9 protein-coding genes are annotated in these 14575 nt (G+C 63.8%); 5 read left to right on the top strand and 4 right to left on the bottom strand.

Annotated features, from left to right (window positions below; genetic code table 11):
- The first annotated feature begins 108 nt into the window (after window positions 1-108).
- On the top strand, window positions 109-1905 hold the full coding sequence (locus BUS42_RS44665) for a CHASE3 domain-containing protein (protein WP_254053258.1): 1797 nt from the start codon (window positions 109-111) through the stop codon (window positions 1903-1905).
- The gene (locus BUS42_RS44660) at window positions 1872-3878 is read left to right on the top strand and encodes a diguanylate cyclase (protein ID WP_254053257.1); all 2007 of its coding nucleotides are present in this window, start codon (window positions 1872-1874) and stop codon (window positions 3876-3878) included. The genes BUS42_RS44665 and BUS42_RS44660 overlap by 34 nt, the downstream gene beginning before the upstream one ends.
- An 18-nt stretch (window positions 3879-3896) precedes the next feature.
- On the opposite strand, the gene BUS42_RS02630 is transcribed toward BUS42_RS44660, so the two are convergent.
- The 3 genes from BUS42_RS02630 to BUS42_RS02620 form a co-directional block, all read right to left on the bottom strand.
- Complete coding sequence (locus BUS42_RS02630) at window positions 3897-6410, bottom strand: DUF6311 domain-containing protein (protein ID WP_074305025.1); 2514 nt, start codon at window positions 6408-6410, stop codon at window positions 3897-3899.
- A 133-nt stretch (window positions 6411-6543) separates the two neighbouring features.
- A complete protein-coding gene (locus BUS42_RS02625) occupies window positions 6544-7338 on the bottom strand; it encodes a class I SAM-dependent methyltransferase (protein ID WP_074305023.1) in 795 nt (264 codons plus the stop codon).
- The gene (locus tag BUS42_RS02620; protein ID WP_074305021.1) at window positions 7319-8185 is read right to left on the bottom strand and encodes a dolichyl-phosphate beta-glucosyltransferase; all 867 of its coding nucleotides are present in this window, start codon (window positions 8183-8185) and stop codon (window positions 7319-7321) included. The genes BUS42_RS02625 and BUS42_RS02620 overlap by 20 nt, the downstream gene beginning before the upstream one ends.
- Before the next feature lie 522 nt (window positions 8186-8707).
- On the opposite strand from BUS42_RS02620, the gene BUS42_RS02615 reads away from it, so the two are divergent.
- Window positions 8708-9064, top strand: a complete 357-nt coding sequence (locus BUS42_RS02615) for a hypothetical protein (RefSeq protein ID WP_074305019.1) — start codon at window positions 8708-8710, stop codon at window positions 9062-9064.
- Window positions 9065-9224: 160 nt separating this feature from the next.
- Here the strand turns inward: BUS42_RS02615 and BUS42_RS02610 are convergent, their stop codons facing one another.
- The gene (locus BUS42_RS02610) at window positions 9225-12524 is read right to left on the bottom strand and encodes a S41 family peptidase (RefSeq protein WP_074305017.1); all 3300 of its coding nucleotides are present in this window, start codon (window positions 12522-12524) and stop codon (window positions 9225-9227) included.
- A 363-nt stretch (window positions 12525-12887) separates the two neighbouring features.
- Between BUS42_RS02610 and BUS42_RS02605 the strand changes: the two genes are divergently transcribed.
- Window positions 12888-14012, top strand: a complete 1125-nt coding sequence (locus tag BUS42_RS02605) for an SGNH/GDSL hydrolase family protein (RefSeq protein WP_074305016.1) — start codon at window positions 12888-12890, stop codon at window positions 14010-14012.
- Window positions 14013-14061: 49 nt separating this feature from the next.
- A complete protein-coding gene (locus tag BUS42_RS44655) occupies window positions 14062-14568 on the top strand; it encodes a DUF6597 domain-containing transcriptional factor (RefSeq protein ID WP_254053256.1) in 507 nt (168 codons plus the stop codon).
- Window positions 14569-14575 lie beyond the last annotated feature (7 nt).

Here is a 14575-nt window from a genome sequence, read left to right as displayed (position 1 = left end):
CCGATCGAGAAGTGAACGTTTGCTCGGCATGGACTCGCTGACGAATCGCACCGATCGCGTTGCAATGCGATCGGTGCGATTCGATGGTTACCACCGGAAAAGCTGCTGATGGCGACCACAACCCCTGATCCCGCCCTCGACTCGAGTTCCTCGCCTGGGGAAAGGACGCCGAGCCTCCCGCGGTCCGTGTTGATCCAGGTGATCGTCCTCCCGTTGGCGCTCACGGCGATCCTCGCGGTGATCTTCTTGACGTCGACGGTTTCGCTGCTCAGCACCTCGAAGCGCGTCGAGCACACCCATCGCGTGGTCGACCAGGCCCATCTCGTCCAGATGCTCTTACTGGACCTGGAGAACGGCCTGCGCGGATATTTGTTCACGGGATGGCCTGATTTTCTCGAACCGTACCGGGCCGCGAGCGGCGCCGTCGACACCTCGTTGAACGAACTGGCCCGGTTGGTCGCGGAGGAACCGGTTCAGGCGGAACGGGTCGCGCGGCTCCGGGAACAGACCCGGCGATGGCATCGTGATGCCGAGCAGGCGATCGCATTGAAGCAAGAAGGTTTAGACGCCCTCCCGACGAACGACCTGAACCCGGGAGGCAAATTGCTGATGGACGGGGTCCGCAACCTCCTCAGCGCGTGCATTGCCGACGAGAAGGCCCAGGGCCAACTCCACGGCCAGTCCACACGCACTCGCGCGAGTGCCGGGTTGATTTCGACCGGAATCGCGGCGCTCGTCCTCGGAATTGTCCTCTTCATTATTACACGACGGCAACTGTCTACGGTTTCATCCGCCTATGAAATCGCCCTGGCGACGCTCCGGGAGCGTTCGAGCTCTCTGGCCCGAAGCGAGGCCCGGTTCCAGGCGTTCATGGACCACAATCCGGCCGTGACGTTCATCAAGGATGACCAAGGGCGTTACCTCTACGGCAACAAGGCTTGGGCCAACCTCCTCGGCAAGCCGATCGAGGAGCTGCTCGGTCGCAATGATGAGGAGCTGAGAGGCCGAGCCACGGCGGAGCTCCTGGCGGAGAGCGACCGCAAAGTGCTCGAGACGCGTACGTTCGTCGAGGCCGCCACCGCGACCTGCGACCAGGTCGACCAACCTCACGATTGGATTAGCCTGAAATATCCGCTCGACGACGGCTCGGGACAAATCCTCATCGGCGGGATCGCGGTCGACGTCACCGAACTGCGACGGGCGGAGCGGGACCTGCGGATCAGCGAGGAACGCTACACCCTGGCGATGCGCGGATCGAGCGCCGGGCTCTGGGACTGGAACTGCGACAGCGACGGCCTCTATCTCTCTCCGCGGTTCAAGGAATTGGTTGGGTACGACGATCACGAGATCGAGAACACGATGGAGCGGTTCGTGGCCCTGCTTCACGTCCAGGACCGCGAGCGGGTCATGTTCGCGTTCAGCGAACATCTGATAAGGCAGGTTCCCTACGACGTGGAGTATCGGCTCCGCAACAAGGCCGGCGCCTATCGTTGGTTCCACGCCCGGGGCCAGGCGATCTGGGACGAACAGGGAAAGGCGACGCGAATGTCGGGGTCGATCACCGACATCACCGCCAGGAAGCATGCGGAAGCGGAAGTCCTGGCCCTCAACGCGCGGCTCGAGCGGCGGTTGCAACGACTCGCCTCGCTCCGGATGATCGACTCGGCGATTACGGCCGGTCTCGACCTCCCGATGATCCTCGGCTTTGTCCTCGATCAAATCAAACTCCAGCTCCATGTCGATGCCTGTGCGCTCCTCTTGCTCGACGCGAAGACCCAGACCTTGGAAACCTCCGCGTCCTGGGGCTTTCAGACGGAGGCGATGAAAGATTCCCAGGTGCCGCTCTGCCGCCAAGGGGGGGACGGGTGGCGTTGGAACATCGCTCCCTGCATGTCGCGGACCTGAACCGGACCGACGAGACCTTCGTTCGCGCGGCGGATTTCGCGCGGGAGGGTTTCGTCGCCTACCACGCCGTCCCGTTATTGGCCAAGGGGCAAGTCAAGGGGATCCTTGAAGTCTTCCACCGCGCTCCGTTCGAGATCGATCAGGAGTGGACCGACTTCCTGGAAATGCTCGCGAACCAGGCGGCCATCGCCATTGAGAATGTAAACCTCTACGAAGGCTTGCGCCGCGCCAATACCGAGCTGACCCTCGCCTACGACGCCACGATCGAGGGCTGGTCTCACGCTTTGGACTTGCGCGACAAGGAGACCGAAGGCCATTGCCAGCGGGTCACCGAGATGACCGTTCGGCTCGCCCGGGCCATGGGCGTCAGCCAGGACGAGATCATCCAGATTCGTCGGGGTGCCCTGCTGCACGACATCGGCAAAATGGGTATCCCCGACCGCATCCTGCTCAAGCCCGGCCCGCTGAACGAGGAAGAGTGGCAGATCATGCGACGGCACCCGGAGTATGCCCGGGACTTGCTCTCCCGGATCCAATTTCTCCGGCCGGCGATCGACATTCCGTACTGCCACCACGAGAAGTGGGATGGCAGTGGCTATCCGCGCGGCCTGGCCGGCGAGGAGATCCCGCTCGCCGCGCGGATCTTCACCGTCGCTGACATCTGGGATGCGCTCAGCTATGATCGCCCCTATCGCAAGGGATGGCCACTCGAGCGTGTGATTGAACACATTACTTTGCTCGCAGGAACGGCCCTCGATCCTTCGGTCGTGGAAACGTTCCTCCGCCTCCAAGCAAGGCGAACGGGGAGCGACCCGGACCGGTCGAACCAGACCGCGTTGCTCCGCCCCGTTCCGACCAGACCACGCCACGAGGAGCCGACCCACTCCGATCACGATCACGAAGACGCCCCCGATCGCGCGCGGAAGCGGACGGCGACCAAGCCGTGGGAACGCTCGGTCCCGGTTCCGTTCCGGTTCAGCGGATCGTCACCCCACCAGGGCCTGACCGTCCTCATCGCCGACGAAAACCGGGCCTCGGCTCACCTGCTCAGAGAGGCTCTCGAGGAGATGGGCCATGCCGCGAGCGTGGCTCCTGACGGCCACGAAGCGTGGCGGAGAATCCGACGCGATCGCGTCCAGGTCGTGATTGCCGACTGGAACTTGCCTTGGATCGATGGCCGTGAACTCTGTCGGCGGATTCGCGGAGACGCCGACCTGGCGGCAACCTACCTGATTGTCGCCGGGGAACGGGACACGGAGGGAGTGGAGGAACTGCCGGCCGACGCGGACGACTTTCTGGCCAAGCCGGTCGAGCCGCGTGACCTCACCGCGCGAATGACCGTGGCCCGCCGGCTCCTGACGGCCGAGGAAGTCCTCCTCGACCGGACCGTCCAGGCCAAGCGGATGTTCGTCGCGCTTCGTGACCAGAACGAGCGGCTCGCCGAGTTGGTCGCGACCGACCCGCTGACCGGCCTGAGTAACCGCCGCCATCTCCTCGAAGTCCTGGAAGCCCAGGCGGCGCTGACCTTGCGGCAGGAACAACCGTTGTCGCTGGCGATCCTCGACGTCGACCGGTTCAAGCCGTACAACGACCTCTACGGTCACCGGGCGGGAGACGAGGTGCTCTGCCGGATTGCCGACATCCTGCGCAACAATGTCCGTGCCTGCGACCTGGTGGCGCGTTACGGCGGCGAGGAATTCGTCGTGGTCATGCCGCTGACCACCGCCGATGGCAGCCGGGAGGTCGCCGAGCGGCTGCGACAGGCGATTGCCGATTGGGCCTGGCCCCTACGACCGATCACGTCGAGCTTCGGCGTCGCCACCATGACCTCGCCTTGCATGGACCCAGCCAAACTTGTGGATGCTGCCGACCAGGCCCTTCACCGCTCGAAGCAACACGGCCGCGACCGCGTGACCCATCACCGCGATGAGCTCAACCCCACCGACGACGGAATCCGCCTTCAACCCGCCTGATCGGCCGAGATCCAGCCCTCACCGAACGGTCGTCGAGGTCGCGGCTCCGGTGGCCAGGCGTTGCGGCTCGAGGGTCAGGTTCAGCGGCCGGTCGCTCCGGTACGTTTTGGGGGCGAGTTGCGGGTCGACGTTGTGAAAATAGGGGAAGACAACGACCTTCGTCAAGGCGTCGACCCACTCGCTCGGGGGGACTTGCAGGTCCATCTCGAGCCGCCCGCCCGGTGGGAGGTCGTGCGGTAGCAGACTGGCGATATGGTCCTTGGCCACCTCGCCCTGAAAAGCCCTGGCCAGCATGAAGGCCGAACCGGGCTCCGACGGGGCAATCCCGGGCTGCACCCGGGCCGACCCGAGCTCCTTGTTCCGCGTCACGTGGGCCTGGATATAGTACGGACTCTTATTCTCGAGCGCGACCCGAACCTGGTCCGTGGCCAACGCAGGACCACTCAGGACCACCGTGTTGAGCAGAAAGTCGGGCGGAGCGGCGCCGAAGACTTGCGCGCTCGTCTGGAGCGTCGGGGAGACAACGTAAGGCTTCGAGGCAACTCGCTCTCCCCGATCGTCGAGGAAGACCAACTCGTAAGCCCCTGCCTCCGCTGGCGTCTCAACAGTATAAGCGGGGATGTTTGGCCCAAAGACATGCTGATAGAGCCCCACGCAAGGGTCGCTCACCCGCGTTCCGTCGAGCTTGGTCCAGACCAAGGAGACCCGCCGCGGCCGGAGCACCACGACCGTCCGATCGAGGTCGAGCCGGCCGGTGATCCAGGCCTTGGACGGCACGACGGCGGGCGCAGGCCGCCGATCCTGACCGGCCAGAACGCGGAGCAACGAGTCGGTCGGAAACCGTGGGGTCCCGGCGTCGGTCCGAAAGACTTGCCAGTCGCCCAGGTTCGCCTCGCGCTTCAACCAGGGGAGCGCACCAATCCAGGGATGCTTCTCGAGGTATTCACGATGGAAGGCCAGCGTCTGGTAGCCGAGCGACGTGATGAACTTGAGCCCTTCCCGATTCATCTCGTTGTAAGACGCACCGAGCAGTTTCAAGTCGCCGTTGAGCAATTCCCAATCACAGCCGTTAAGCGTGACATGTTGATGGCGTAACCGGTAACCGGCCATTCCGAACCAGTAGTCGTTGTCGATCGGAGAGAAAGCGGCCAGCCTGACTTGAGGCGGCTGCTTGGCCAGCCAATCGACCCAGGCGGGCGTCTTGTCCGCCGTCCGATCGCCCCAAGCCACATTGCTATGGATATGCCACCCATCACTCACCACCAAGGCGAGCCCTGCCGCCACGATCGCCGCGCGGAGCAAGCCGGGCTTCACGGAGTTGGCCAGCGCGTGGAAGATCAGCGGGGCCGCCACGCACCCCAACCCCAAGGCCAGTTCCCCCGCCCTGCCGTACGCCCGAATCGAGGGAACGAACTGGTAGAGGAAGAACGAGGGGCCGCCGGCCAGGCTGAGGCCGACCAGGAGGGCGATCTGGCCCATCATGAGGTCAAGGAACCCCTGCGCCTCGCAGAGCCGCGCTCCGCGAAGCCGTGCGATCACGTAAATGGCGATGCCCGCCAGCACCGCGAGCCCGAGGTAGTTCCACCCCTCGCCATAATACCCGAACGGCTTGACCCCGAGCGCATCGGCATATTGCCTCGCCCAGATCGAGGTGGTCGGCGTAAAGTATTGCCAGAGTTCAGCGCTAAACAGCCAGGTGTCCTTCATGGGCCGGCGGGCATAGACGTCGGCGAGGAGATAGCTTTTCGTCACGGCCAGAGCGGGTAAGGTCAAGGCCGCCGCGAGCGGAACGAACACCGCCAAGGCCGCCGCGGTCCCGGCGACGTTCCGACGGTCGAACCGCCCGGCAATCAGGCAACCGAACCACCACAAACCGAACGTCAGGGCCACGAAATAGCCGAAGTAGAACGACCCTTGAAGCACCAACGCGACCGCCAGCCCGAGCGCGGCCCCGCGCCGTCGGGATGGGGCCTCGAGGTAACGCCAGAAGGCCCAGGTCGCCAGCAAAAACCAACCTAATTTAAAAAGATGAAGATGGCCTCGCATCCGTCCCGCGACCTGGCCATTCAACGTGATGAGCACGATCGAGGCCGCCGCCCAAAGCGAAGAGCGGGTCAAACGGAACGTCAACCCGCCGGCGATCCAGCCATTGATCGCGATCACGGAGAGAACGAGGAAGTGATAATTCGTGATTCCGTCGAAGATGCGGGCGGAAATCGTCGAAATCAGCAGCAGGTCGAACCCTTCGAGCAGGTGGGGGTACTTGGCGACCTCGGACTGATAGGGCCAGCCCAGCATCGGGTCGTTGGGGATCTTCCAGAATTGACCGCTCACCTCGGCCATTCGCGCCATCTGATATTCATAAAAAACCTGGTCGCCACGAAGTTGCCAGGCGATCGACCCAGGTCCGGCATGGAGATAATAGACCGCGAGCGCCAGGATGATCGGCAGGGCGCCTAGTCCCACAATCCGGGGCCAGGACCGGCCACTCAGCTCGGCCGAGCTGGATTCGCAAGGGTCGTTCTCTCGCATCCGGATCGATCTCCCGTTCCCATTAGCACGGCCCAATTCGCCGGCAATCGGCTGATGGCCCTTCTCGGCGGCCCGCTTTTTATCCCACCGAGAGGATCACGACAAGTGAGAAATGAACATCCCGACCGGCAGCCTAGACCCGCTGGGAGGCGGATACCCCGTGGGGGGCGGGTACATGACGGGGAGACCTCACTTCCTCAAGAGGCTTCTGGACCACGGCGAGCACGGTCAGTCCCCAAGGGAGGCGGACCCAGCGCAACAGCCTGGTTTCGAGCCGCTGGAACCGGATCAAGGCCGCGTTGAGCACGGCGGGGACGGGAATCAACTGGGCTTGCGGCGTCCCGGTTGCCGGCGGTTTCCGCCTCAGCAGCCGAGTGAGCGCCATCGGCAGCAGGAACGAGAGCGCATAGGTCAAGACGACCGGGCGCAGCCCCGCTTGCTCGACGCGGCGGCGAAGTTCCTTGGCGACGTAGCGGCGCTTATGCATCAACGCCACGTCGTGCTCGCTCCAGAGCGCCTGGTAGGCCGGCACGGCGATCACGGCGTGTCCGCCCGGCTTGAGCGTGCGACGGAACTCGGCCAGGGCCGCCCGGTCGTCGTCAAGGTGCTCCAAGATGTCCGCGGCCACGATCACGTCGACGCTGTCGTCGTCGACCGGCAATGCCTCGGCGCTCCCCAGCACCACCTCGGTCAGCCCGCGGCGTTCGCAACGCTCCAGTGCCAGAGGAGATAAGTCGACGCCGAATACTCGGCCGAACCGGCGGAGCGCCACCGCGATCGCCCCCGTGCCGCAGCCGACGTCCAATAACCGCGCATCGGCGGGGAGCAGCAGGCGGCCGACCTGGTCGACGACCAATTCCCGGCGGCTCACAAACCACCAGTAATGGTCTTCGTTTTCAAACATTCGATCATACTCGGACGCGTTCATTTTTTAAGCTCCTGACCGCATGATGGCGTTTCCGGACTCGCACCAGCGTGGAGAACATCCGGGCCGAGTCGCGCAACAGGCGTACCTTCGAGCCCTCACAATGCCTCCACTCCACGGGAACCTCGGCGACTTCGTAACCGAGCCGAAGCGCCAGCAGGAGCACTTCGATATCGAACCCGAAGCCGTCCTCAGTCATCCGGTTGAATAAATCGCGAGCCACCGGACCGAGGAACAGCTTGAAGCCGCACTGGGTGTCGACGATCCCGGGCGTGGCCATTCGCTGGGCCAGCAAATTGAAGCTCCGCCCGGCCAACTCGCGATACCAGGGCTGGCGGACCTTGAGCTCCGAGCCCGCCACCATTCGCGAGCCGATGGCAACGTCGGCCCCGGCCCTGATCCGCTCCAGGAGGGCGTCGATTTCCTCGATCGGAGTCGCCAGGTCGGCGTCCGAGAAAAGGACCAGATCAAAGGAAGCGCGGAGGATCCCGGTTCGGACCGCGTACCCCTTCCCCCGGTTCGGTTGATAGGCGATCAGCTCGACCGAGTGATGGTCCGCCGCGAACTCGGCGACGACCCGAGCCGTCGCGTCCGTGGACCCATCGTCCACCACGATCAACTCGAAAGCGGGAAACCGCTCCGACAGGTAGTTCCAGATCCGCGTCAACGAGGCACCCAGACGCTCTTCCTCGTTGTAGGCGGGCACCACGACGGAAAGTCCCGACAAGACTTCGCCGACCCCTGCGAACCGGTCGGTGAGGTGAGGCTTTCGCCCCCCCTCCGCGCCGTCGCCATGCGAACGGTGAAATTCCCGTCCGGCCCCACGGTTTGTTTCGACTCGCCCACGCATGGCTGCGGTCCTCTGTCACGGGATACCGTTCGAGGCAATGCCTGAGGAGAAGCGGCCGCCGTCGACGGCCTCTCTTTACCTATCCTTCCCCCTCTTCGTAGTCGAGGTGTTTTTCGAGGCGCGGCGTCAAGACTCGATCGCTCGCGGATGTGAAGAGAGTTGGTTTTGATTACTATCGGCCAGAACGAGCTCCACCAGTTGCCATTTTAGAAATTATCCCAAAAAACCTTACAACCCCTGTTTTCCGAAATGTCAACGTGATCCCGAAGCTGATCCCACTCTCTGAGAAAGATGACTCTGCCTCGATGAGTGGGGCTCGACTTCAGATCGGCCGGCACGAAACTCCCAAAAAAAACGCTTAGCGCAAAACAGCGTCCACTACTTTCGGACTTCGGCGGGGTTGATACTTCACCAGTCCCGGCAAAGTCGCGGGTCGACCCCCTACGCTCTTCCATCGCGGAAGCGCGGTCGGCCCCAGGCCGAGTGGTAAGCTGTCCCGGCTCAAAGAGGAAAAAAAGTCCCATGACTCATCGACGATCCTTCCTGCGAACCCTGGCCGTGAGCCTCGTGGCCCTGACCGTGGTTGTCATTCCCGCGATTGCCGACGAGCTCCTCGGCGTGATCACCAAGGTCGACGTGGCCACCAAGAAGATCACCGTGCTCGAGAAGGGCTCGGACAAAGAGGTCGAGATCACGACCACCGACGACACCGAGTACGTGACGCCGAAGAAGACGAGCAAGCTCGACCTCGAGAAGCTCCAGAAGAACGTCACGAAGCAAATCGACGCGGGCAAGAAGGGCGTCCGTGCCAAGGTGACCCACGAAAAGGGTGTCGCCTCGTCCATCTCCGTCGTTGCCAAGAAGAAGGACGCCAACTAAGGCGCCCCCCCCAATCTTTTGGGGAACGCGGCGGCCCACGCTCGATCGAGCGTGGGCCGCCGTTTGAATTGGTGGGTGGGTTGGAGACTTCGCTCGCCTCTGGCTCGCGATCAGAATGAAAGGAAGACAGGGAGCTTCAGTAAGAACCAGGTTTCTCAGTTCACTCGCGACCGGCCACGCCGTTGGTTCCCTTGAGCGACTTCATGACCTCTTGAACGGCCGTTTCGAGCTGACGATCATGGCCGGTGAGGTTGTCCTCGGGGGAGTTTTCGACGACCACGTCGGGCTTGACCCCGGTATTTTCCATGTTGGTCCGCGCCTCATCGGCCAGGAAGACGCCGACGCCGGGGGTGCGAATGCTCGAACCGTCGATCAGCTGATAGCTGCCCGTGCCGATGACCGCCCCCATGGTCTGGGTGCCGACCAGCTTGCCCAGCCCCAAGGCGCGGAAACCGGCGGGGAACATCTCGGCGTTGGACGCGCTCCGCCAGTTCTGAAGCACCACCTTCGGGCCGTAGTAACCCGAGAACGGGCGCGGCGTCGGCTCGGTACCGCGCGGGTGCCAGACCTCGTAAGGGCGCTGAACCAGGATCGCCAGCAACTCTTGCTCGATGTTGCCGCCACCATTCCAGCGCTCGTCGATCACGAGCCCTTCCTTATGGCGAAACTCGGCCAACTCCTTCTTAAACCGCGCCAGCGAGGGGGGATCCATCGCCTTGATGTGCAGATAGCCCACCCGGCCGTCGGAGAGCTTGTCGACCCGCTCGCGGCGTCCTTTCACCCAGCGATCGTACCGGAGCTGGCCGTAAGTCGTGAGCGAGATCGGCTCGTACTTGATCGTCCACGCCCCCTCGGCGCTGGGCTTGGTGTTGACCGTCAGCTCGACCTTCGGATTCAACCGCCGGCCAAGCCGCTCCCAGTAGTTGTCGCCCGCCTTGAGCGGCTTGCCATCAAGGGCAATCAGGTAATGACCTTTCTCAATTTTGATCCAATCCTTGTCGGCCGGCCCGTCTTCATAGACGTGGCTGACGACGTAGCGGCCCGCGGCCTGATCCTCATCCAACTCGAGGCCCAGGTGGCGGGTGCTGACGCCTGCTGCTCCCCCTTGGCCCCCCTCGGCCGAGGCCCCGGTGTGCGACGCGTTCAGTTCGCCGATCATCTCGTTGATGATGTTCATCAACTCATGGCGGCCGCCCACGTACTGGACCAACGGCTGGTACTTGGCCCGCATCGCATCCCAGTCTTTGCTATGCATCTTCGGGTCGTAGAAGCGGTACTTCATCGTCCGCCAGGCGTCGTCGAACATCTCCTCCCATTCCTTGGTCTTATCGATCCGGACCGTCACGTTGAACGCAACCTTCTTCCGCGACCCGCCGCCAAGCGAAGCCCCCCCTGCTCGTCCCCCGCCCGACGCGCCGCCACCGCCGCCGCCGCCCGACATCGGCACGCTATAGACCGACTCTCCCTCCTGGAAGTAGAGGGTCCGGCCATCCCGCGTGAGGTTGAGGTTGCCGGGTCCGCCGCCGCGGAACGAGCGCGGTCCGCGCGGGGCATCGCCCTCGGGTTCCCCGGTCCCGGTCGTGCTCGAGGACAGCCGGTTGAGCTTCTTGCCGTCGTCCTGGATCGTGTAGATCGCGCGGGCACCGCCCCGACCCCCTTGCGCTTCCGAAGCGACGAAGACGAGGGTCTTGCCGTCGTTGGCCGGGATGAAGCTGGAGACCGACCCCGCATGGGTGACCTGCCGGGTCCGCCGCTTCAGGCCGGCCCAGTCGATATTCGGTTCTTTGGGACTGGTTCTTCGAGCGGCCGCGGCCTTCCGTGGCTCGGCGACGGCGTCGGTCGCATTCGCTCGGCTCGACTTGGCGGCCGTGGCCTCGGTCTCTTCGGGGTCCTTCTCGATTTTCTCGAGCGGGATGCTGAAAATCTGCGAGGAGGGCCGATCGCCCGACTCATCGTCCCCTTCGACCCGAAGGAAGTAGAGCGACTTGGCGTCGGACGAGAACTTCGGGTTGGACTCGTTGGCGGAGTCGAACGTAACCTTCTTCTCCTCACCGCCGGTGGCCGGGATCAGGTAGATGTCGCTTGAACGGGAGACGTCGGGCCGAGAGTAGGCGATCCACTTGCCGTCAGGGGACCAGGTCGGCCGGCTGAAGCGGCCGTACTTCGAGGAGACCAGTTCCTTCAAGTCTTTCCCTTCGGCCGTGATCGTGAACAGCTTGCCGTCGGCGGTCGTGAAGGCGAGCGACTTGGAGTCGGGCGACCAGAGGTAGGACGACTTGAGCGCATCGAGGTCGGTGACTTGCTTGGCCTCGCCGGCCCCGTCGGCCGCCATGACGTAAATCTCCTCGCGTCCGTTCTTGTCGGAGACGTAGGCGAGCCACTTACCGTCGGGTGAATAAGTCACGTCTTGATCACGCGACTCTCCTTCGGTGATCTGGCGGAGCTCTCCCCCCTCGTCGGTGGGCGCGGTGAAGACTTCGCCGCGCACGGCGAAGACGATTCGCTCGCCATCCGGGGCGAGGTCATAGTCGCCGATCGTCGAGTTGAAGCTCTTGAATTCGGTCAGGCTCTCCTGGGTCTCGGCGGCGATCGTGAAGCGGAGCGGCTTGACCTCGTGGGTGGTGAGGTCGAGCTTGACGATGCCGAAGTGGCGTTCGAAGACGATCGTCTTGCCGTCGCTCGAGAGCGCGGGGAACCGGACGTCGCCGTCGCTGAACTGGGTCACGCGGGTCGCCTCACCACCGCTCTCGGGCACGCGCCAGAGGTTAGTCTGGGCATTGTCGTCGCGGTCGGAGACGAAATAGATGTGGCCGTCCTGGCTCCACATGGGCCAGGAGTCGATCCCGTCGTATTCGGTGAGGTCCTTGAACGACTTGAGGGCCAGGTCCATGACCGTGACGTCGCTCTGGTAGGCGCCTCGGTAGTTTTTCCGCCAGTACGGCTGCGCCTTTCGATTGATCGCGAGCCTGGTCCCATCGGGCGAATAGCTGCCGGCCGTTCCCATGTCGGGTCCGGCGTTCCGAGCCATGCCGCCGTCGATGGAGACGGTATAGAGCTTACCCATGAAGTCCTCTCCGCGCTGGCTGGCGAACAGGACCGACTTGCTATCCGGGTTCCAGTTGAGCACCACGTCGTCGGCCGAGTGGACGGTGAGTTGCTTCACCTCGCCCCCCGCGGCGGGAATGATGTAGACGTCGAGCCCCCCCTCGCGATCGCTCGAGAACGCGATCCACTTACCGTCGGGGGAAAAGCGCGGAAAGATATCGCGTGACTTGTTGGCCGTGAGCCGAACAATCTCGGTGCCATCTTCCTTGGCGGTCCAGATATCGCCCAGATAGCTGAAAGCGACCTTGCCTTCGTGGTAGTGGGGGTAGCGTGTGAGCTTCGCCTCACGCCCCAGCGCCGAGCCGGCGATTCCGGCGGAGAGTAGTGCGAAGGCAAGAAATCCGAACCTGCTCATGGTGTTGGCCTCGAATGAGGTGGAAGACTCGGCGAGCGGATTCGCCCACGCGTTCAAGGAGGACGTCCGACCTTATCTTTAGAGCGACATGTGGTCCCAACCGGGCCGCCGCTCCCCGCGGAATCGAGCGCGACGGGCCGAGGATATCGTAGCCCGCGGCCCAGGGGGGCCACAAGCCGGTCGATGGGACCGCTCAAGCCGTCGTTTTTCGCCGCGCGGCCGCTCTCAGGCATTCCCCGAAGCGGCTCGCTTCGTTACCCTGCTTGATTCGAGCCTTCGCCGTTTCAGTCACGGCCTCATTCCCCCGAGAAACTGCGATTCCTGCCTGATTCGCCCGTCCATATTCCGCGGAGTTCACCCCCAATGCTGCATCAAGTTTGCCGGCGGTCCCCCTCCCCCTCATGGTTCATCCGATTCAGCGCCCTGATCGCTCTCCTGTTCCTGGTCGACGTGCAGGCAAGGGCGGAGGCCCCGACGGCACCGTTCCCGTTCCAGGATGGCGACCGGGTCGCCTGGATCGGTAGTTCCTCGACCAAGATCGGGGTCTGGCCGCGGACGTTGGAGTTCCTCATTCACACCAGGCACCCGGAATTATCCATTCAATTCAAGAAGTTTACGACGGGCGGCGGAACGTTCGCGACCGGTCTCGAACACATTGACGAGTGGCTCGGCGAATTCAAGCCGACGCTCGTGTTCTTCAACTACGGTGGCAACGATGCCAGCGGCGGCGACAAGGGAGTCCCCAAGTTCCTTGAGAACATGGAGCAATGCGTCGCGAAGGCCAGGCAGACCGGAGCGCGGGTGGTGCTCGTCACCCCACAAGCCGCCGATGTCCGCAAGTCGGGCGAAGCCGCGGCGGCAAAACGCCAAAAATATGCTGAACTCATGATTTTGCACGGCCGGGAGAACGGCTGGCACGTGGTCGACACTCACCATCCGCTGGGCGCCATGCAGGCGGGGGCGCAAACGGACGATCCCACCTACAGCATGCTCAAAGACAAGATCCACTTGACCGACTCCGCCTATATCGGCTGGGGCTATCTCCTCTATGACTTGCTCGCTCCCCCCGCCGTCGAAAGTGCCGCGACGATCAGCGCCGGCGGCCGCGTCTTGAAAACGACTCACTGCCAGCTTCTCGACGTCAGTTCCAGCGACGGCGTCCTCGCCTTCACCCGGGCCGACGCGGTCCTCCCCATCCTCCCTCCCATCGGCCTCCCGCCGCGCAGGCTGGTGCCAATGGAGGCCCAGTCACAATACCTGCTCAAGGTCACGGAACTCCCGCCCGGCAAGTACGAGCTGACCTGCGAGGGGCAAGCGATCGGCACGGTGGAGGCCGACGCTCTCGGTCGTGGGATCAACCTCAACTCACTGCTGCTGGACGCCAATCAGAAAGCCCCCTGGCAAACTCTCGCGGAGCAAGTCTGGAACGGAACCGAACTCGAGCAGGTCGGAACCACCCGATGGCGATTCGAGATCCGCAAAAAGTGAAGTGACGCAAACCAAGCGGCGTCGGCTGCACCGGAAAACACGTGTAACAATGAGTGACTATCCCGCATCCGAGTATCAGGAATTCGCGCCGGCGGCTCCGCTCGCCCGGTTTGTGGTCTGCACGTGGACTCAGCAAACCGGCGAGGGGAGCCAGGCCTATCCTCAGCGCGTCTTGCCCGACGGTTGCACCGACGTCATCTGGACCGAGGAGGAGCCTCCGCTCGTCGTCGGCCCGGCGACGCGGATGATCGTGGCCCCGATCCCACCGCGTTCGACCTTCATCGGCGTCCGGTTTCGACCCGGGTTGGCCCCGGTGCTGCTCGGAGCTCCCGCCCGGCTGATCCGCGATCGCCAGGTCCCCCTGGTCGATCTCTGGGGGCCGTTGGCAAGCCGCCTGTTCGAACAGATCGCCGAGCGGCCGACGACCAAGGCCAGAATCAGGCAGTTCGAGACGGCCCTGCTCGACCGACTCGACCGCGCGGGGCCGACCGACGACCTCGTCATCGCGGCGGTGGCCTGGATGGCCGACGACCCAACGGCCGAATCGCCGAGCTGAGCCGGTC

The organism is Singulisphaera sp. GP187 (assembly GCF_900129635.1).
Taxonomy (GTDB): Bacteria; Planctomycetota; Planctomycetia; order Isosphaerales; family Isosphaeraceae; genus Singulisphaera.
This window is presented reverse-complemented; position numbering and strand designations above follow the sequence as displayed.

Excerpts from the sequence above, each read along its gene's own strand:
- BUS42_RS02605 (WP_074305016.1), top strand. The coding sequence starts at position 12,888 with ATGCTGCATCAAGTTTGCCGGCGGTCCCCCTCCCCCTCATGGTTCATC.
- BUS42_RS44655 (WP_254053256.1), top strand. The coding sequence starts at position 14,062 with ATGAGTGACTATCCCGCATCCGAGTATCAGGAATTCGCGCCGGCGGCT.
- BUS42_RS02630 (WP_074305025.1), bottom strand. The coding sequence starts at position 6,410 with ATGCGAGAGAACGACCCTTGCGAATCCAGCTCGGCCGAGCTGAGTGGC.
- BUS42_RS02615 (WP_074305019.1), top strand. The coding sequence starts at position 8,708 with ATGACTCATCGACGATCCTTCCTGCGAACCCTGGCCGTGAGCCTCGTG.
- BUS42_RS02625 (WP_074305023.1), bottom strand. The coding sequence starts at position 7,338 with ATGAACGCGTCCGAGTATGATCGAATGTTTGAAAACGAAGACCATTAC.
- BUS42_RS02610 (WP_074305017.1), bottom strand. The coding sequence starts at position 12,524 with ATGAGCAGGTTCGGATTTCTTGCCTTCGCACTACTCTCCGCCGGAATC.
- BUS42_RS02620 (WP_074305021.1), bottom strand. The coding sequence starts at position 8,185 with ATGCGTGGGCGAGTCGAAACAAACCGTGGGGCCGGACGGGAATTTCAC.
- BUS42_RS44665 (WP_254053258.1), top strand. The coding sequence starts at position 109 with ATGGCGACCACAACCCCTGATCCCGCCCTCGACTCGAGTTCCTCGCCT.